This is a genomic window from Luteitalea sp., assembly GCA_009377605.1.
Lineage (GTDB): Bacteria > Acidobacteriota > Vicinamibacteria > Vicinamibacterales > Vicinamibacteraceae > WHTT01.
In genome coordinates this window covers 36,018-54,390 of record WHTT01000013.1, presented here as the reverse complement: position 1 = coordinate 54,390, position 18,373 = coordinate 36,018, and the positions used below count along the sequence as shown (strand labels likewise).

The window sequence follows — 18,373 nt, the reverse complement described above, 5'->3', positions numbered from 1 at the left end:
ACTGCATACAGGGGCGGGAGCGCCCGTGGCGCAGAATCATGCCGTGGCGGACCTCGAGGTCCTGGAGACGCTTTGAGCAAAGATGATCTGATCGATATTCAGGGAACGGTGCTTGCCGTGCACAGCGGCGGCATCTACCGTGTGCAATCCGACTCGGGCCAAGAAGTGCTCGCGCAACTCAGCGGCCGAATGCGGCGATTCCGCATCAAGGTGGTGCCGGGCGACCGAGTCACCGTTGGTATCTCCCCATACGATCCGGTGCGCGGCATCATCACGTTCCGGGCCAAGTGACGGAAAAGGGGACAGGCCCCTTTTTCGTGAACGTATGCGGCCGAAAAAGGGGCCTGTCCCCTTTTCCGTTACTCCGAAAACTCCTTTGCCAGCTCGACCCACTCCCCCTCAGGCGCGAGCTCTTGGTACGTCTGCCAGTGGGGCCGGGCTTCAACCGACCGGCCCATCTTCTCGAGGGTAACGGCCAGGTAAAAGTACGCGTCGGCGTAGCTCGGATCGATCGTCAGCGCTTGCTCGTAGTAGTGGGCAGCCTCAGCGTAGTGGCCGCTGTCGTGGTGGACGTTGCCGAGATTGAAGAGCGCTTCGAAGGAGGACGGATCGAGGCGGGCGCCGCGCTCATAGAGGCCTTGCGCCTCTGGAATCTCGTTGCGTCCATAGCGGATGTTCCCGAGGTTGACGATGGCGGGGACGAGCTCCGGGTCGAGGGCCAGCGCCTTGCGGTACGTGGCCATGGCCTGTTCCTGCATGTCCAGTCCGGCCTCGTCCAGCGACGTGCCCTCGAGGAAGTACCGCTCGGCCAGCTCCTGGTCTTCGCGCGTCACCGAGGGATACGCCTCGATCGGCGTCGGGCGCTGCGGCCGCGGTCGCAAGGTGACGATGCGCGCCTGAGAGGACTCCTGGCGCGCAGACTGGAAGTCGAGCGCGAGCTGTCCCTCGCGCTCGGCCACGAGGCTCCGGACCACGCTGCGAAAGCGGGCGCCTCGCTCGAGCTCGGCTGCCGCCTGTCGGATGACGACCAGGTCGGCAAACCCGTAGGTCGTCTCGCCGCCCGCTCGGGCTGGGTGGATGAGTCCCCACTTGGCGAGGTAGCGCAAATGATCATCGCGCAAGTGGGGGTATCTCTGCCGAATCGAGCGTGCCGTGTACCGTTCCTGGGTCATGCGCGGTTGCGGGAGAACGAGGACAGCCCTGGACTGTCCCCATTTTCTCTCGATGTAAAGATAGCTCACTCGCAGATCGTCCCGAAGCGGAACCCGCGCGCCTCCAAGGCGGGCACCAGGCGCTCCACCGTCTCCACGGCATAGCGGCGGTCGGCGCGTGGGTTGCGGTGGTGGCCGTCGTGAATGACGATGATCTCGCCGTTGTCGACGTTCTCGAGCAACCGGGGCACGATGGTCTCGGCACGGCGACGCCGAAACCAGTTCCAGTCCCACAGGTTCCAACCCCACCCGACCAGGCGATAGCCGAGCCGCGCGAGACCGCGAAACATGTTCCCGCCGCGCCAGCCGCCGTGAGGTCGAAACGCCGCGCACGGCGGTCGGCCGGTGATCTCCTGGATGTGCCGCGCGGCCTGGCCGAGGTGCTCGGCGAGCGCGTCCGGCGTGAGAAACATGAGCTCCCGCTGATCGGAGTGCAGCGCGACGTCGTGCCCTTCCGCCGCCATGCGCGCCACGATGGGCGCGGTATCCTCCGTGATGTACCGATCGATCACGAAGAACGTCGCGCGTGCGTCATTGGCACGTAGGACATCGAGCAACGCCGGCGTTGCGTCCGGGTTCGGGCCATCATCGAACGTCAGATAGACGACCCGGTCGCCGGGCCGCGTCGGCATCTTCCACACGGCGCGTGACCGGAAGCCGTAGTCCAGCAAGAACGGAAACGGTGCCGTGTGGGCGAGCCAGGTGGCGCCCAGGCCAATCAGGAGCAACCACACCATGGTGAATTATGTTCCAGCCTTCGCTCGCCTCTGGCGAGCTACGGCTAAGCAAGCTTGATTCCTCAATCCTGATTCCTGATGCTATCTTCTTACAACCATGCTGTTGGCGAGTGATCTGGGCGGCACCAAGACGTTGGTCGGGTTGTTCAAACGAACGGGCGGGCGCCCCGAGCTGCTCGACACGCGAGAGTTCCCGACGCTCGATTTTCCCGGTCTCTCGGCAATCCTCGTGAGCTTCTTGCACGCGACCGGCACCCGGCCGAACGAGATCGAAGCGGCGTGTCTTGGGGTGGCCGGGCCCATCATCAAGCAGGTCGTGCGATTGAGCAACGTCCCGTGGCGGGTGAATGGGCGGGACGTCATCGAGGAGACCGGCATCTCACGATTGTGGCTGCTGAACGACGTCGAGGCCATGGCCTACGCCGTGTCGGCGCTCGAGGCCGACGAGCTGCACACGCTGCAAGAAGGCGTCTTCAACGCCGACGGGAACATGTGTCTGGTGACCGCCGGGACGGGCCTCGGACAGGCGATTCTGGTGCGTCATCAGGGTCGGCTGCTCCCCTGCCCATCCGAGGGCGGCCACGGGGACTTCGCCGCTCGGACGGCACGCGAGATCGAGCTACTCCAGTATCTGACCCGCGAACATGGCCGTACGCATACCGAGCACATCGTCTCTGGTCCCGGCCTCGTGAACCTCCTTCGCTTCACGAGCGAGGGCCAGTCGCCGCTCTTGAAGGAGAATGGGGACCGCTGCTCCGACCGCGAGATCCCGGCCGCCATCACCAAGCGAGGCATCGAGGGATCCGACCCGCACTGCGTGGAGGCGCTCCACCTGTTTCTCGGTGTGTTCGGCGCCGCCGCCGGCAATTTCGCCTTGCAGTCCGTGGCCACGGGCGGCGTGTTCCTCGGCGGTGGCATCCCCTCCAAGATCCTTGACGCGTTCGACCTTCCGCTCTTCCTCGAGGCATTCCTGCGCAAACCGCCCATGGAGCACATGCTCAAGCGCATCCCGATCCATGTGATCCTCAATCGGCGCGCGGGCCTCCTCGGCGCCGCGGTGTACGCTTCTGCCATGACGGGACGTTCCCTGGACCGCTCGCCCCTCGTGAACCCTGTAAACGCATCTTGACGATGCTGATATTCTGATATATCTTCGCGCCAGCCCACTGGATTGGATACGGAAGACATACGGCCCGAATCGATTGCCGATAAAGTCTATCGGCTACTGAGGCACGAGATCGCCGCCGGGCAGTTTCGTCCTGGCGAGCGGATTGTCGAGAAGCTGCTGGTGGCGCGGCTGCAGATCAGCCGCACGCCGATCCGGGAAGCGCTGCTCCGACTCGAGAGTGAGGGCATTGTCGTCTGCAACAGCCGGCGCAGCTACAACGTGCGGCTGCTCACCGTTCACGACGTCAAGGAGATCTACGAAACGCTGGGCATCCTGGAAGGCGCGGCTGTTCGCCAAATCGCCAGCGTGATCGACGACAGGGATCTCGGCGCGCTCCGGCGCCTCAACGCGAAGATGCGTGCCGCCGCCAAGCAGGGCGACTTGCAGGCGTTCGGCGCGTGGAACCGCGAGTTTCATGACGTCCTGCTCTCGAAGCTGGAGAACCGGACGCTGCGCGAAGTCTGCGACATCGTCCGCGACCGTCTCTACACGTTTCCGGTTCGGCGCCACTCGATTCCAGAATGGCTGAGGAAGTCCGTTCGCGAGCACCGCGAGATCATTCGACTGGCGATCGCGAAGGACGGCGAGGCACTCGGCGCGTACTTTCGTGATATCCACTGGAGCTACGACCGCAATCGGCGCTACATCGACGATGCGTTCGATGCCAGCGGCGAAGCGGCCGTGCATTTGTAGGTCGTCTTACTTTTGGGGGGAGGACGAGCAGCCATGGTGAAGCGATTCCTTATCGTCGTGTGTGCGGCAGCGATGTGCGCCGTACTGATGGGGCCGGCACCACGCGTGTGGGCCCAAGGTACGACGTCGCGCATCGGCGGCGCCGTCACCGATACGAGCGGCGGGGCAATTCCTGGCGCCACGGTCACGCTGACCAACGAGTCGATGGGCGTCTCGTTCACGACGATCACGTCTGGCACGGGTGTGTACGTCTTCGAGGCGGTTGGCGTCGGCATGTATACCGTGAAGGTCGAGCTGGACGGCTTCAAGACGTTCGTCGCGCCGGGCACCATCGTCAACATCGGTACGCCGGCAACGGTGAACGCCGTGCTCGAAACCGGCAGCCTCACGGAGACCGTCGAAGTCACGGCGGCTGCGCCGGCGGTACAAACGACCGATTCCGGGAACTACGGCTCCGTCATCGATCAGAGGTCGGTCGAGTCGCTGCCAATCATTGGCGGCCGCGGGCGCAACCCCCTCGAACTCGTCCTCACGCAGCCGGGCGTCGTATCCGGCGCGAACACCGGAGGTGGCACGCACGTGCACGGCGCGCGCGACCGAGCCTGGAACTTCACGCTCGACGGCATCGACACGAACGAGTCGAGCGCAGGCGGCAGCAACTTCTCGCCGCTCCGTACGAATCCGGACGCCATTACCGAGTTCAAGGTGTTGACGGGCAATTTTACCGCCGAGTATGGGCGGAACAGCGGTGGCCAGGTGGCGATGGTGTCGCGGTCCGGGACCAACGAGTTCCACGGCACCGGTTTTTACTTCGCACGGCGGCCGCAGTTCAACGCCAACGAGTGGGAGAACAACTTCAGCGACCTGCCCAAGGCGGAAGAACGGCTCAACATCAGCGGCTTCAGCGTCGGTGGACCCATTCGCCGGAGCAAGACGTTCTTCTTTGGCAACGTGCAGATCCTACGCGGGCAGCAGCAACACACGCTGACGCGTAACGTCTATACGGAGAGTGCTCGCCAAGGGATTTGGCGGTACGTTCCGGGTGGTCGCAACGCACCCGCGGGCGTCAGCGGCGCTTCGGTCGACAGCTCGGGCAACCCCATCGTCGGCGTGGCAAGCTACAACATTGCGGGAAAGGATCCCCAAGGTATCGGTCTCGATCAGCAGGTCCAGGGGCTCATCGGCGAGACGCCGCTGCCGAATGACTTTTCGGTGGGCGACGGCTTGAACCTTGCTGGATACACTTGGAATCCCGAAGAAGAAGAGGAGCAGCACGATGTGCTCCTGCGCGTCGATCAGGTGCTCGGGCCGAAGCACTATGCGTTCGCTCGTGTGGCCTGGGGCCAACAGAACACGCTGTGTGACGAGGTCAATGATGGCACCGCGCCGTTCCCTGGCCTGTCCTGCCTCGTGGATACCGAGCGTTCACCGTTGAACGTTGCCGCCAGCTGGCGCTGGAATCCCGTTGGCAGTGTCGTCAACGAACTGGTCGTGGGTGGCAATCACTTTACTTTCGATTTCGTGACGCCTGAGGCGCAACCAGGCTTGGTCGATCTCACCTTTGGTGACATCACCATGCCGCACGGCTTTCAGATCGGGAATCTGCGAACCGTCAACACCTACCAGATCGTCAACAACACGACGTACGTTCGGGGCGCGCACACGTTCAAGGGCGGTCTGAACTTCCGGTATCAGCAACACAAGGACGTCCGTGGCTCAGTCGGCACGACGAACGTCAACGCAATCGTGAACTTCGATGACGACGTCAATACGGTCGATTCGGCAGTGTTCGGTCTGCCGTCCGACATCGACGTGGAGAACGACCTGCCGGACCTGCGAGACTCCGTCAACTTCCTCCTCGGCAGGGTGGGTACCGTCGCGCAGGGCTTCGTCCAACAGGGGGACGGCTACGCGCCGGGTGGAACGCCTTTCAACTACGACGCTCGCTTCCCAGAGCTGGATCTATATCTGCAAGACAACTGGAAGATTCGACCCAACATCACGATCGACGCTGGCCTTCGATGGGAGCTCAAGATGGCGCCGAGCAATCCCGAGAATCTCATCCTCCGGCCGAACCAGCGCGTGGCTGTTGCTGAACCTCCCAGCAACGCCCTCACGTGGGTGCAGGAATCGCTCTACGACGACGACATCAACAACCTGGCGCCGTCGGTTGGCGTCGCCTGGGACGTTGGGAGTGACGGAAAGAGCGTCGTTCGTGGGAACTACCGCATCGCCTACGACCGCATCAACACATTTGTCCTCTCCTCCACGATCTTTCAGAGTATCCCCGGCATCACGCGGACGGAAACGAATACGGAATTCGGTCAAAACGGCGGCCGCTTGCCAAACTTGCCGACGCTCCAACCGACAGGGCAACCCGAAGACTTCGTCACGCCGCCCCCGGTCAGTAACAGCAGCATTCACGTCATGGATACGGAGTTCGAGGCGCCCCTGACCCACGGCTGGGCCCTGAGCTACCAGCGCGAGCTGTGGGGCAAGTCGGTGCTCGAGGTCGCGTACATCGGACGCCGAGGACAGAACCTGTTTGGCGCTTACAACGTCAACCAGACGGAGCTGCATGACAACGGCTTCCTCGACGCGTTCAATACGGTCAAGGCCGGCGGCCAGAGTGCGTTGATGAATCAGTTGTTGGGCGTCGATTCCCGTCTCGGCCCAGGTGAGACCGGATCGGATTTCCTGCGACGGGAGTTCTCGTCGGAGATCAGCCGAGACTCAGTCGCCGAGGTGGCCGATTCACTCGCCGAACGCGTACAGAATGATCAGACGCTCTCCGAGCTGGCCGGCCTCGGGCCGTACTTCTTTTATCCGTATCCGCAGTATCTCGGCGGGATGAACGTGATCGACTCGAATGATCGCTCCACGTACCATGCGCTCGAGGTCACGTGGCAGCGACGGTTCGGCAACGGCTTTGGCTACTTGCTGGGATATACGCTCTCGCAGTCGAAGGACACACGCTCGTTCGACCCGGCATTTACGCGCGTGTCGACGGGTACCAACCAGTCCGCATCCAGCACGCCGTTCGATATTCAGAACCGAGAGCTCAACTTCGCACCGTCCGACTTCGACCGCACCCACGTGTTCCAGGGGAGCTTCGTGACCGAGCTGCCGTTCGGGCGCGGCAAGCTTGTCGGCGATGACGCCGGCCCAGCGCTCGACGCGCTCATTGGTGGCTGGCAGGTCGCGGGGATCCTCCGTTATTACACCGGTCGGCCATTTACCGTCTACAGCGGCGCGCATACGCTCTCAAACGTCGTGCAGACACCGGCCAACTGCGCCGGCTGCAGTGGCAGCGCAGGCAGCGTCTTCGCCGAGGAGGATGGCATCCTTTGGTACCTCAACGGCGACGAGCGCGCGGCGTTCAGCGGTCCGGAAGGTGGTGGCTTCAGCGACGTCGGCCGAAATGCCTTCCGCAGCCCGGGCTCGTTCAGGTCGGACCTGTCGGTGACGAAGCGGTTCTCGTTGTTTGGCACTCACGCGGTTGAGTACCGACTGGACATTACCAACTTGACCAATACACCGACGTTCGCTCTGCCCACGAGCGCGGCGGTGATGACGAACTCAAACTTTGGCCAAATCCTCAACAACGTGATCAGCTCGTCACGGAAGATCCAAATGGGCCTCAAGTACACGTTCTAAGGATCAGGAGTCAGGAAACAGGCCTGCCAGCCGTAGCTCGCGGGGGCGAGCGAAGGCTGGAAGCAGGCTTGCCTAGCCGGAGCTCACCGGAGGCGAGCGAGGGCTGGCAATTCGACGCTCGTAGAAGCGGCGCTCGGCCGCGTTTTGCGCGAGAGACAGAGCAGCTTCATAGGCGCCGCGTGCCTCGGCTTCGCGGCCAAGCTGCAGCAGCAAAGCCGCGCGAGCGGCGGGCAGTAGGTGATACTCACCGAGCACGCCGCGTGACTCCAAGCCATCGAGGATGCGGAGTCCATGCTCGACTCCCTCCGCCATGGCCACTGCCACGGCGCGATTGAGCTCGACGATCGGCGACGGCTCGACGCGTAACAGCAGACCGTAGAGGGCGGTGATCTGCCGCCAGTCCGTATCTTCCGAACGCTTGGCCTCGGCATGCAGCGCGGCAATCGCCGCTTGAAGCGCGTACGAGCCCGGCAGCGGTCCCTTCCGCCTCTTGATCGCGCTCTCGACCAGCCCGACGCCCTGGCGAATCTGTCGGCGATCCCAGGCTGAACGATCCTGTTCGTCGAGGAGCAGCGGCTCGCCATCCGCGCCAACACGAGCGCCGCGCCGGGCGTCGTGCAGCAGCATGAGCGCCAGCAGGCCGCGAGCCTCTCCCTCGTTGGGTAAGAGCTCGACGAGCAGTCGCCCGAGACGGATCGCCTCGACGCACAGCTCTGGACGGATCAACGTCTCACCGTGCGTTGGCGCATATCCTTCGTTGAACACGAGATAGATGACGCGAAGCACGGCACTGAGACGAGTGCTGAGGTCTGACTCCGGTGGCACCTCGTACGGAATTCGCGCGTCCCGGATCTTCCGCTGCGCCCGCACCAAGCGTTGCCCCATGGTCGGCGCCGGCACGAGGAACGCCCGCGCGATCTCCTCGGTCGTGAGGTCGCACAGTCGGCTTCGCGGTCGTAGATCAGTAGCATGTAACGCATGTCTATTCTCCTTTGCCGGATCACAGCCCGGCCACACCCACTAGTCGAATGGCACCCGCCATTTTCGACACTCGAAAAGGAACCGGGTACCTTTCGCTCCCGAAAAGGTACCCGGTTCCTTTTATCGAGGCAGGTACTGCTTCGGGAACTTGGCGACCACCGTGTAGATGGGGTCCACGACCTGCGCGACGCGGACGACACCAACCTGTGACACGAGCTGATACGCGTCCTGCTTGTCGAACCCATGCTCGTCGACCAACCACTTGATGAGCTCGACGTACGCGATACGAAGCGCATCGGTCAGGGGACGCGCGCTGCCAGCAACCATGAGAAACTGCTCGTCCTCGAGACGCGGCCAGGTAATACTCTTTCCCTTCAAGAGATTGAACCGAAACGCCACCTTCATCGACGTTTCGAGACCAGAGCCGCATACCTCTCCGTCGCCCTGAAGAGCATGGCCATCGCCAAAATAGAACAGCGCGCCCTTGTGAAAGACGGGCAGGTAGACCGTCGTTCCCTCGTGCACGTCCGAGATATCCATGTTGCCGCCGAATCGTCCTGGCCACAGGCCATCGAACGCCTCTTCACCCGGGGGCGCCACCGCCACACGGCCGAGCATGGGTCTGAGGGGCACGGTGATGGACGTCATGCGACTGGCTGGCATGTCGAGCGTCCCCGTCATCTTCTCGCGATCGAGTCGCCAGATATATCGGCCGCGCGGAAACGACTCGTTGAGAAATGCAGTGCCGCTGTCCGGCACCAGCGCGCCAAACGTGCCGCCCTGGGTCGACACGGCGGTGTCGCGATTGGGCTGCACCTGAAGCACCTCGACAACGAGAGTGTCGCCGGGCTCCGCACCCTCGATGGCGATCGGACCGACCTCGCCGGGCCACTTGCCGCCTGCCTTTTCATACCATTCGCCCCACAACGTCTCGCTCTCGACCACGTCGCCCGGCTTGATGGTCAGCACCGGTGGCCGCGCGGCAAACGTGCGGTGGCCGACAGTTGGCGTCAGCCGATGTGTTTCCGCTCGCGCCGCGCCCCCTACCAGCAGCACGGCCCCGGCCAAGCAGGTCAGCATTCTCATGGACAGCTCCTTTTCAATGTCACGACGATGCCAGTAGACCAAGCCCTGATACGATATCGCTATGCACGTGGGTTGTCTTCGACTCTCGCTCCTCGCCGCTCTGTGCCTCATGACGATGGCCTCTAATCTCGCTGGGCAAACCGTCCCTGAGCCCATTCGCTACACTGTTCGCTTCGCCGCCCCACAGACGAACTACGTGGAGATCGAAGCGACATACCCGACCGGTGGCCGGCCAGCGATTGAGCTCATGATGGCTGTCTGGACACCTGGCTCGTATCTCGTGCGCGAATATTCCAGACACGTCGAGGATCTGACGGCGAAGGCACCAACCGGCTCTGCCCTTCCCGTCGAGAAGACCCGCAAGAACCGCTGGCGCGTGACCACCCAAGGCGCCTCCTCCGTCGTGGTCCAGTACCGAGTGTACGCACATGAGATGTCGGTGCGAACCAACTGGGTCGACGCCGGATTTGCGCTGCTCAATGGTGCGCCGACGTTCATCACGCTTGCAGAGACAAGCGTGGCGCGGCCGCACGATGTAACGCTCAGCCTGCCGGATGGATGGAAGACGACACAGACCTCCCTGCCGGCGGCGCCAGAGGGCACACCACACCACTATGTGGCGCCTGATTTCGATACGCTCGTGGATTCGCCGATCGTCGCGGGCAATCCTGCCGTGTACGAGTTCGAGGTGGCAGGCAAGAAGCACGCGCTCGTCAACGACAGCGAGGACGGTGTGTGGGACGGCCCACGCTCGGCGCGCGATGTGGAGCAGGTCGTGCGTGCCACCGAGCGTTTCTGGGGCACCCTGCCGTACGAGAAGTACGTCTTCCTCAATCTTCTCACCGAGGCGGGCGGCGGGCTCGAGCACAAGAACTCGACGACGTTGATGTTCAGCCGCTGGGGGACCCGCACGCGAGAGCGCTATCGCGACTGGCTCGGCCTCGTCAGCCACGAGTTCTTCCACACATGGAACATCAAGCGCCTGCGCCCGCGTGAGCTCGGCCCGTTCGACTACGAAAACGAGGTCCACACAACCGGGCTATGGGTGGGCGAAGGATTCACGAGTTACTATGGCGACCTGCTGGTGCGTCGTGCAGGTCTCACGACCGACGATGAGTACTTGGGAAGCCTCGGCAACACGATCAAAGGGCTGCAGACGACGCCAGGAAGGGCTGTCCAGCCGGTCAGCGGCGCCTCGTACGACGCCTGGATCAAGCATTACCGGCCCGATGAGAACACGGCCAATACCACGATCAGCTACTACACCAAGGGCGCCGTCGTCGGGTTTCTGCTCGACGCCAGGATTCGGCAGGCGACCAATGGACGGCAATCGCTCGACGATGCGATGCGGCTCGCGTACGAGCGCTTCGCGGGCCCTCGTGGGTACACGCAAGCGGAGCTCAGGCAAACATTCACCGAGGTCGCAGGCGTAGACCTGGAGTCATGGCTACAGGATGCCATTGATACGACCAAGGAGCTCGATTACAGCGCGGCGCTCGAGTGGTACGGCCTCCGCTTCAAACCGACTGATCCAAATCGCCGCTCCAAGGCGTGGCTCGGTACGGAGACGGCTGTGAAGGAGGGGCGTCTCGTTGCGACAGGAGTGGTGAGAGATTCGCCTGCCTTCGACGGAGGCCTCAACGCGGATGACGAGATCTTGGCGATCGATGACTTCCGCGTGCCCCCTGAGCGTGGGCAGCTCGATCGGCGGCTCGCGAGCTACCAACCGGGCAGCAACGTGTCGATGCTCGTGGCACGACGGGACCAACTGATGCACCTCGATATCACGCTGGGAGAAGAACCAGCAGCTGACCGTTGGACGCTGGAAGTGGATTCGGATGCGACCGACGCGCAGCGCGCGAACCTCCGCGCCTGGCTCAACGGCAGCGAACCAGGCGCCAGCACTGGAGGACGCGCGGGCTAGAGCCCGCGCGCTACGCACTCAAAGTCTCGGCGTAGCGCGGGGCCTTCAGGTCTCGCGCCATGACGGTCAGCAGTCAACACGCGCCGCTGCGATGAATCCTTGGGCGGTGCGTATGCAGCACAATGGACAACGTCCCGTAGTACACCGGGAATGCTAGCGAGCTCCAGAGCAACGTGCGGCTGACGTCAGGCAACGCCCAGATAATCGCCAGCACCTGAATGCCCCACACCGCGCACCAGGCTACCGTCAGGAGACGAAGCGTGGGAATCTGCGAGGGGTAGACGTACCCGATCGGCACGAACACCAACACGACGAACAACGACACGACCAACATGTTGGTGAACGGCGACCACTCGAACGCGACGAGATAGAGAGCGACGACGTTCCAATAGGATGGAAATCCGGTGAAGAAGTGATCCGCTGACTTGGCGTCGCGCCGCGCAAAACCTAGCGCGCTTGCCAGGAGGACAGCGCTCGCAGCCAGAGCACCCCAGCCCGCCGGAAACATGCCCGCCTCCAGCAAGAGCAGCACGGGGACGAGGACGTACGTCAGATAGTCGACGATATCGTCGAGGCGGGCGCCATCGATGAGGGGCGCGTGCTCGCGAACGCGGACCAAACGCGCGAGCGCACCGTCACTGGCGTCGATGATGACGGCCAGCGATAACCACAGGAACGCGGTCCTTGAATCGTGCCGTGTGATTGGACCAAGCGCCGCCAACGCACAAAGCGCGCCAGAGGCCGTGTAGACGTGTACTGCGTACGCCGCGGCGCAGCGGACGAAGGACATGAAATCAGGAATCGGGATTCAGGAATCGGGAATCACGTGTAGGGTCAGGCATCAGCATGGTCAGGAAGGACTGCGAGCGATCAGGGTTAAAGGGAGCACGGTCCAGCCTGAGGCAAGCGTTGCAGGTCGGCCGCCCGCTCGCCGCCCCTGGCTGACGCCGGAGCCCCGATTCCCACGGTTTCCGTCCCGTTTCCCGTTTTCTATTTCCTGAATCCTGATTCCTGCTCTATTCGGCGAGGCGCCGGTCGAGCTCGGCGATTGCCAGGGCGAGCTGCTCGCGCCGGACGGGATGTTGCGTCGCCTCGAGCTGGCTGAGGAGCTCGGCCCGAGCGAGACGCCACGATTCGAGTTGCCGCACCCGCTCGGGGTCGAGACCAGCCGCCAGTCCTCGCCGGCGACGGTCATGCTCACGTGCGTCAAGCTGCTCTTGTAACCGGGCCTCGGCGTCGATTAGGCCCTCTCCAGCGTCACTCATAGGTTGTCCCCTTCTCCCTGCCGGAAAGTACCGGCGAACATCCAAATAGTGTAACTCAGCTGACGCCGGGATCAGTAACGGACGCCTCGGCGAGGCGTCCCTACCTCCTGCCTATGGTAGGGCGCGTTCGCCGAACGCGCCCTCTGCTAGAAACGTCCGCGCCTCGTCGAGCTCGGGCCGCCCCGCATCCGCCTGGCCCCAGACCTCGAGAAAGCGGCGGTAGGCCGCGCCAGCCGCGGCAGGCTGGTCGCGCAGGCGCTCTGCCCGTGCCAGACCGAGCAATGCCCGTGCGCGGCGTGGCTGTTTCGCCAAGAGGTTGACGTAATGCAGCCGGGCGTGGCCGGTCTCGTCGACCTGCAAGCGGAGATCGCCTGCGACTTCCTCTGCCCAGAGGAGCGGCTGGCGGAGCTGGCCGCTCGCGCGCAGGTTTCCCTCGATCTCTTGCGCTTGGCGTAGCATCACGGTCATCTCGTCGCGCTCATACTGCCCGCCCGCGATCGCCGCCCGCACCAACAGCCAACGGCGCATGCTCTCGCTCGACGCACCAGCCGCGCGCGCAAGGACCTCGAGCTCGGCAGCCGCTTCACGCGCCTCGGCAAAGGCGGCCTGATCCTGGTGCGGAAACGCGGAGCGTGCGGCGCTCATCCCGCGCGCAAACCAATAGAGATCGAGGTCCTGATCGGCGAAGAGGCGACGAGGAAGCGATGCGCCCAGGGTCAAGTCCTGGCGCTCGAGAGCCAGGCGCACCCGCATCTCGGCGAGCCCACGCCGCGCACGATCGACGGTCGCGGGCTCCGGCGCTTCATCCGGTCGCGCGAGCGCCTCCTCGATCCTTTCGACGAGCGCGGCCGCGTCCTCGAACCGCCCCAGCTCCGTGTACGAGCTGAGTAGCGATTCCGGCATGAACGACTGCTGCCCCGGACCGTACATCAAGCGCCGATCGATCAGCGCGTCCACGAGCCCCAGGGCCACCTCGTCCTGCCGCGCCGCCTCTTCCCACAGACCAAGCTCTCGATACAGTCGTGCAGAGGCGTGACGCGGCCCAGGCACAGCAGGTGCGGTGCGCGCCACCACATCCGCCACCCGATGGGCATCGTCACCGGGACTGGCGCCGTCGTCAATCGCCAGCAGCAGTGCGAACGCTGCGCTCGCCACGCGCGGCACGCCACCGAAGCGCTCGCCGACGACCGCCGCTGCCCGCTTGGCCGCCTCGTCACCTGGCACCGTCGAAAGCGCCAGCTCGGCAAATGCGAGCCACACGACCGCTTCGTTGTCGCCTGGATGCGCCTTGACGAGTCGGCGGAGCGCGTCGCGATACGCCAGTCTGCGGCGAGGGAACGGCTCGTCTGCCGGCTCGAACAGCGAGGTGAGCGCCTGAACGTGTGCGCGCTGCAGGCCGGTTGCGGCCTCACCTGCCCGCGTCAGCTCGTCGCGGGCTCGTGCCTCCGCAAGACGCGTGGGCGTTGCCCCGGGCCATGGCAGATTGCTGACCGCCAGCCCCCACTGAACAACTGGGCACTGCGGGTCGAGCGTGGCGGCTCGTTGAAAGGCTTGGCGCGCCTCGTCCATCGCGAGCACGAGGGCGAGGCGCTTCCCCTTATCCGCGTGCGCGGACGCCTCAGCGCTGCACTGCTTCCCTGAGTCGGCCTGGTCAACCGTGACATCGGCGCGAGCAACGAGGCCGCTAGCGCAGACGAGCGCCGCCGCTGTGCGGACAACGGATGCTCGGATCATCTCGCGTCATCCGACGCGAGCTCGGCGGCCGGCAGGTGCACGCGAAACGTCGAGCCGCGCTCGGACGCGCTCTCGACCTCCACGAACCCGTGGCCTTCGGACACGATCGCCTGCACCATTGGCAATCCGAGCCCCGTCCCCTTGGTCGGCTCCTTCGTCGTGTAGAAGGGCTCGAACATGCGCGCCTGGACATCCGGCGTCATGCCCACACCCGTGTCGCTCACTTCGAGCAGGATGAAGAGCCCCGGCGGCATCCCCGGGTGGTCTTGGACCTGTGCCGCCTCGAGCACCTCGTTCGCCGTGCGAATCGTCAAGGTACCACCATCGGGCATCGCGTCGCGAGCATTCGTCGCAAGGTTGAGGACGACTTGCTCGACGTGGGCCCTGTCCGCCTCGATGATCAGGAGATCGGAGGCCAGGTCGAACACCACGGCGACCTCGCCGCCAACGAGGCGCTCCAACAGATGGTCCATTTGATGCAGCAGCGCGTTCAGGTCGAGTGGCGACCGCTGCGAGACATGACGGCGGCCCAGCGCGAGCAGCTGGCGTGTGAGCGCTGCGCCCCGCATGGCCGCTACACGGATCTCTTCGAGGTCGCCGCGACGCACGTCGGCCTCCATGAGCTGCTCTTCGAGCAGATCGCAATAGCCAACGATTGCCGTGAGCAAGTTGTTGAAGTCGTGGGCGATGCCGCCGGCAAGGCGGCCCACGACCTCCATGCGTTGCGCATGTCTCAGGCGCTCCTCGTGCTGAGGCGACTGGATGACCGGATCGAAGAGCAACTGCACGGCGTCCGGTCCGATGCGGCGAGCGCGCGCGGCGGTGTCGACGCGCGCGCCATCCGGGCGGACAAGGGTCATCGCCAACTGGACCTCAGCATCGGTCGTCAGGCTCTCGAGACCATGACGGAGGCTTCCCCGGTTCTCGGGCGCGACCAGCGCCGTGAAGGGCTGACCGACGAGCTGATCGGCGGTCTGTCCGGCGAGGCGAACCAAGGCGGCGTTGACGAGCGTCAGCAGACCATGACCGTCGACCACCAACACGGCGTCGCGGATTTGCTCCAGGAGGGCCATGTAACGCTGGTCGATCGCGAACGCCCGGTCAACCATGATGTTCCTACTGTACCCTACTTGGTCTCAACTGAAGGCGGGGCTGCAGCCCCGCCAATCGCGTTCACGCCTCAGCCGGCGTACGCGAGATGGCGAATGATCCGTCGCGTCCGCCATAGCAGCACCCGGTGTAACAGCACGTTGATGATCAGCAGGCCGGCCAGCGCCGCAGCCATGTGCGCGGCCGACCCAAACAGGATGCCGTAGGCGAACGGCATGGCTTCTGCCAAGGCAATCGCGGCAACGGTGATCAGGGCGATGTGCCACGTCCGCTCACCCTTGCCCCCAGGGACGGAGAATGGAAGCGCCGGATTGGCGGCGAGCTCGACCATGAGAATCGCGTGGCTGAGAAGGCCCAGCCAGAGTGCGTGAGTCACGTGGAATACCACGACACCGCCGGTTGGCGCGCCCTCGGACAGGCTTTGGACGAGAAGCAGCGCGGTGACGAAGAGCAGGTAAGGCAGGAGAAAGCGGACGAGCACGACGTTCTTGGTCGCGATCACAATCGCCATCAGATCGGCTGGCAACGCAAAGTACACCCAGGCCGCGCGGAACCAGTCGCTGCGCGTGAGCGCCTGGCGGAGCACCGACGGAAAGACCACGACCGCCACGTCCAGCAGCGTCACGCCGAGCCCACTCGACGGCGTGGCGCCGCCAATTCCCATGAAGAGGTAGAGCACGGTGAGTGGAAGGATGCTCAAGATCGCGAGACGAAACCGTTGATCGACGCGAAACTGGGCGCGTACCAGCAGGTCGACCGCACGATGCTCCGGCGTGAGGATCCGCGGGCCGAGCGAGGTGATTGGCGTATCCGACACACGTGTCGCCGCAGAGAGGCTGGCCAGACGGTCGGCATACTCGAGCGAGAGGCGCCTCGCTGCAACGGGGCCCAGCAAGAGAAGTAACACAGCAGGCACCGCTGCGGCTGTGAAGTCGAGTGACCCGGCGCGGCCAGCGGCGATCTCCAGCCATGCGGCAAACCACGCCGCAGGATCGAGATAGAGATACCATCCCTTCTCGACGCGGACGTGCAACAGCGCCGATTGAAGGCGTGACAGCAACAGGAAACTGCCGTAAACGACGAAGGTGAACAGGAGCTGCGCGTAGCCGAGCCACCGGTGCAGCCGATCCGCCGGTAGCACGCGCAGAAGCATTCCGTAGACCGTTGCGACGGTCACCGCCGTCAGCGCGCTCGCCACTAGCGTCGCCGCGAGGGCCGCCACGCCAACCAGCGGTCCGCCGGCCAGCCGTATCCACACGACGAGCGGCGCGGCGCTTGTCGCAAGCGCGAGCACCCACGCAAACAACAGCAGACTCGTCAGCCGGGCGGCGAAGAACGTTCGAGACGCGACAGGGCGATAGCCGAGGATCGCGAAGTCGTCGGGCGCGAGGACGACCGTATGAAAGTCGGTCAGCAGCAGCGCAGCCAACGAGGCAATGAGTAAGAGAAAGTAGAGCGTGGCCGAGGCGAACGGATCCGGCAGGACGGCGATCAAGTACGCGAGCAGGCCGCCGAGCGCGGCCTGGAACAGGAACAGCCCGATCAACGTCCCACGCGCGCCGCGGCGCTCGTGCACGCCAAAGCTGAAGCCACGCGTCCGCCGCAAGTCGAGCACCAGCGAGAGTCGGACGAGGGCCCGCCACTGCTGCACGTCGATTCCAAAAGGCATGAGGTGATCGGGAAGCAGGAAACAGGAAACAGAATTCACCCTTCGACTCGCTTCGCTCGCTCCCTTCGACTTCGCTCAGGGAGCCCCGAGCGACAGTCGAGGGGCTCAGGGCATTCGACTCCTCTGTGGCTCGCCATGAGCGAGGCTGACGGCTCGCCGAAGGTGTGCCGTCAGTCGAGTCGAATGGAGCGCGACAGCGTGCTGAGCACGTCGGCAGTCACGCGGCCCGCATCGCGCGTCTCGGTGAGCGCCACGAACGCCTCTTCGAGCGTCGCGCGGCCGGCGTCTTTCACGATCTCGGGGGCAGTTCCCTCGACGACTTTCCGTCCTTTGTCGAGAATGAGGATCCGCGAGCACACGCGCTCCACGACGTCGAGGATATGCGAACAGAAGAGCACGGTCCGTCCCTGCGCCGCCAAACCACGCAGGAGCTGCTTGACGACGAGCGCAGCGTTCGCGTCGAGCCCGGTGAGTGGCTCGTCGAGAACGAGGACATCCGGTGCATGAATGAGCGCGGCCGCAATCAGCACCTTTTGCTTCATCCCCTTCGAGAGCTCCACCATCCGCTTCGCTCGGACGTCGGCCAGATCGAACAGCTGCACCAGCTCGTTGGCACGAACGGTCGCGACGCGATCTTCGAGGTGATAGAGCAACGCAACGAAGCTCAGGTACTCGTCTGGCGTCAGCGCCTCGTACAACGCGCCAGATTCCGGCACGTAGCCAACGCGCTGCTTGACCGCAAGCGGCTCGGCGAGCACATCGAATCCCGCCACCCGTGCCTGCCCGGCGGTTGGCTTCATCATGCCCGTGAGGATGCGCACCGTGGTCGACTTTCCGGCGCCGTTCGGGCCGAGCAGGCCGAGAATTTCACCGGGATCGGCGCGGAACGAGAGCCCGTCGAGAGCCAGGAGCTGCCCGTAACGGTGCGTGAGATCATGGACCTCGATCATGGATGCGATCGGCGTCGAGCAGCTCTGCCAGCGCGTCCTCGGCGAGATAAGGGCCGCCTCGGCGAGGCGGCCCTACCTCACGATCACGCAGGCAGACGAGGTCTCATATCCTGACCAAGCGACACAACTTCGTCAACCAATCGTGGCATAGTATCTCCAAGGATTGCCCGAGCGCCGTGACGAAGCCC

Annotated in this window: 15 protein-coding genes; 5 read left to right on the top strand and 10 right to left on the bottom strand. The window is 64.3% G+C overall.

Going from position 1 to position 18,373, the window contains the following annotated elements; genetic code table 11:
• Positions 1-72: 72 nt before the first annotated feature.
• Positions 73-291 (top strand): translation initiation factor IF-1, encoded by a 219-nt coding sequence (gene infA, locus GEV06_06360; protein MPZ17519.1) that lies wholly within the window; start codon positions 73-75, stop codon positions 289-291.
• A 68-nt stretch (positions 292-359) separates the two neighbouring features.
• On the opposite strand, the gene GEV06_06355 is transcribed toward infA, so the two are convergent.
• On the bottom strand, positions 360-1,241 hold the full coding sequence (locus GEV06_06355) for a tetratricopeptide repeat protein (GenBank protein MPZ17518.1): 882 nt from the start codon (positions 1,239-1,241) through the stop codon (positions 360-362).
• Positions 1,238-1,948 carry a polysaccharide deacetylase family protein gene (locus GEV06_06350; protein ID MPZ17517.1) on the bottom strand — a complete coding sequence of 237 codons (711 nt, stop codon included), beginning with the start codon at positions 1,946-1,948 and terminating at the stop codon, positions 1,238-1,240. Before GEV06_06350 ends, GEV06_06355 begins: the two co-directional genes overlap by 4 nt.
• A gap of 97 nt (positions 1,949-2,045) precedes the next feature.
• Here GEV06_06350 and glk point away from each other — a divergent pair, with 97 nt between their 5' ends.
• Genes glk through GEV06_06335 form a run of 3 tightly spaced genes read left to right on the top strand, consistent with a single transcriptional unit; the run spans position 2,046 to position 7,466 of the window.
• Positions 2,046-3,077 carry a glucokinase gene (gene glk / locus GEV06_06345; GenBank protein MPZ17516.1) on the top strand — a complete coding sequence of 344 codons (1,032 nt, stop codon included), beginning with the start codon at positions 2,046-2,048 and terminating at the stop codon, positions 3,075-3,077.
• Positions 3,078-3,119: 42 nt separating this feature from the next.
• On the top strand, positions 3,120-3,809 hold the full coding sequence (locus GEV06_06340; GenBank protein MPZ17515.1) for an FCD domain-containing protein: 690 nt from the start codon (positions 3,120-3,122) through the stop codon (positions 3,807-3,809).
• Between the two features lie 33 nt (positions 3,810-3,842).
• The gene (locus GEV06_06335) at positions 3,843-7,466 is read left to right on the top strand and encodes a TonB-dependent receptor plug domain-containing protein (GenBank protein ID MPZ17514.1); all 3,624 of its coding nucleotides are present in this window, start codon (positions 3,843-3,845) and stop codon (positions 7,464-7,466) included.
• Between the two features lie 72 nt (positions 7,467-7,538).
• Here the strand turns inward: GEV06_06335 and GEV06_06330 are convergent, their stop codons facing one another.
• Entirely contained in the window at positions 7,539-8,366 is an 828-nt protein-coding gene (locus tag GEV06_06330; protein ID MPZ17513.1) for a hypothetical protein, read from the bottom strand.
• A gap of 201 nt (positions 8,367-8,567) precedes the next feature.
• Positions 8,568-9,689, bottom strand: coding sequence for an acetamidase (locus tag GEV06_06325; protein ID MPZ17512.1), 1,122 nt, complete (start codon positions 9,687-9,689; stop codon positions 8,568-8,570).
• Here GEV06_06325 and GEV06_06320 point away from each other — a divergent pair.
• Positions 9,595-11,457, top strand: coding sequence for a PDZ domain-containing protein (locus GEV06_06320; protein MPZ17511.1), 1,863 nt, complete (start codon positions 9,595-9,597; stop codon positions 11,455-11,457). The two genes, GEV06_06325 and GEV06_06320, sit on opposite strands and share 95 nt — an antisense overlap.
• Positions 11,458-11,530: 73 nt before the next feature.
• Here the strand turns inward: GEV06_06320 and GEV06_06315 are convergent, their stop codons facing one another.
• The 6 genes from GEV06_06315 to GEV06_06290 form a co-directional block, all read right to left on the bottom strand.
• Positions 11,531-12,247, bottom strand: a complete 717-nt coding sequence (locus tag GEV06_06315; protein ID MPZ17510.1) for a CDP-diacylglycerol O-phosphatidyltransferase — start codon at positions 12,245-12,247, stop codon at positions 11,531-11,533.
• 226 nt (positions 12,248-12,473) lie between these two features.
• Positions 12,474-12,722 (bottom strand): hypothetical protein, encoded by a 249-nt coding sequence (locus GEV06_06310; protein MPZ17509.1) that lies wholly within the window; start codon positions 12,720-12,722, stop codon positions 12,474-12,476.
• A gap of 111 nt (positions 12,723-12,833) precedes the next feature.
• Entirely contained in the window at positions 12,834-14,456 is a 1,623-nt protein-coding gene (locus GEV06_06305) for a hypothetical protein (GenBank protein ID MPZ17508.1), read from the bottom strand.
• On the bottom strand, positions 14,453-15,565 hold the full coding sequence (locus GEV06_06300; protein MPZ17507.1) for a PAS domain S-box protein: 1,113 nt from the start codon (positions 15,563-15,565) through the stop codon (positions 14,453-14,455). The genes GEV06_06305 and GEV06_06300 overlap by 4 nt, the downstream gene beginning before the upstream one ends.
• Positions 15,566-15,636: 71 nt before the next feature.
• Entirely contained in the window at positions 15,637-17,235 is a 1,599-nt protein-coding gene (locus tag GEV06_06295) for a hypothetical protein (GenBank protein ID MPZ17506.1), read from the bottom strand.
• A 170-nt stretch (positions 17,236-17,405) separates the two neighbouring features.
• Complete coding sequence (locus tag GEV06_06290) at positions 17,406-18,185, bottom strand: ATP-binding cassette domain-containing protein (protein ID MPZ17505.1); 780 nt, start codon at positions 18,183-18,185, stop codon at positions 17,406-17,408.
• Positions 18,186-18,373: the final 188 nt, after the last annotated feature.

Coding starts and splice junctions, on each gene's coding strand:
- GEV06_06350 (MPZ17517.1), bottom strand. CDS start 1,948: ATGGTGTGGTTGCTCCTGATTGGCCTGGGCGCCACCTGGCTCGCCCAC.
- glk (MPZ17516.1), top strand. CDS start 2,046: ATGCTGTTGGCGAGTGATCTGGGCGGCACCAAGACGTTGGTCGGGTTG.
- GEV06_06335 (MPZ17514.1), top strand. CDS start 3,843: ATGGTGAAGCGATTCCTTATCGTCGTGTGTGCGGCAGCGATGTGCGCC.
- GEV06_06320 (MPZ17511.1), top strand. CDS start 9,595: ATGCACGTGGGTTGTCTTCGACTCTCGCTCCTCGCCGCTCTGTGCCTC.
- GEV06_06325 (MPZ17512.1), bottom strand. CDS start 9,689: ATGGGCTCAGGGACGGTTTGCCCAGCGAGATTAGAGGCCATCGTCATG.
- GEV06_06315 (MPZ17510.1), bottom strand. CDS start 12,247: ATGTCCTTCGTCCGCTGCGCCGCGGCGTACGCAGTACACGTCTACACG.
- GEV06_06310 (MPZ17509.1), bottom strand. CDS start 12,722: ATGAGTGACGCTGGAGAGGGCCTAATCGACGCCGAGGCCCGGTTACAA.
- GEV06_06305 (MPZ17508.1), bottom strand. CDS start 14,456: ATGATCCGAGCATCCGTTGTCCGCACAGCGGCGGCGCTCGTCTGCGCT.
- GEV06_06300 (MPZ17507.1), bottom strand. CDS start 15,565: ATGGTTGACCGGGCGTTCGCGATCGACCAGCGTTACATGGCCCTCCTG.
- GEV06_06295 (MPZ17506.1), bottom strand. CDS start 17,235: ATGCCTTTTGGAATCGACGTGCAGCAGTGGCGGGCCCTCGTCCGACTC.
- GEV06_06290 (MPZ17505.1), bottom strand. CDS start 18,185: ATGATCGAGGTCCATGATCTCACGCACCGTTACGGGCAGCTCCTGGCT.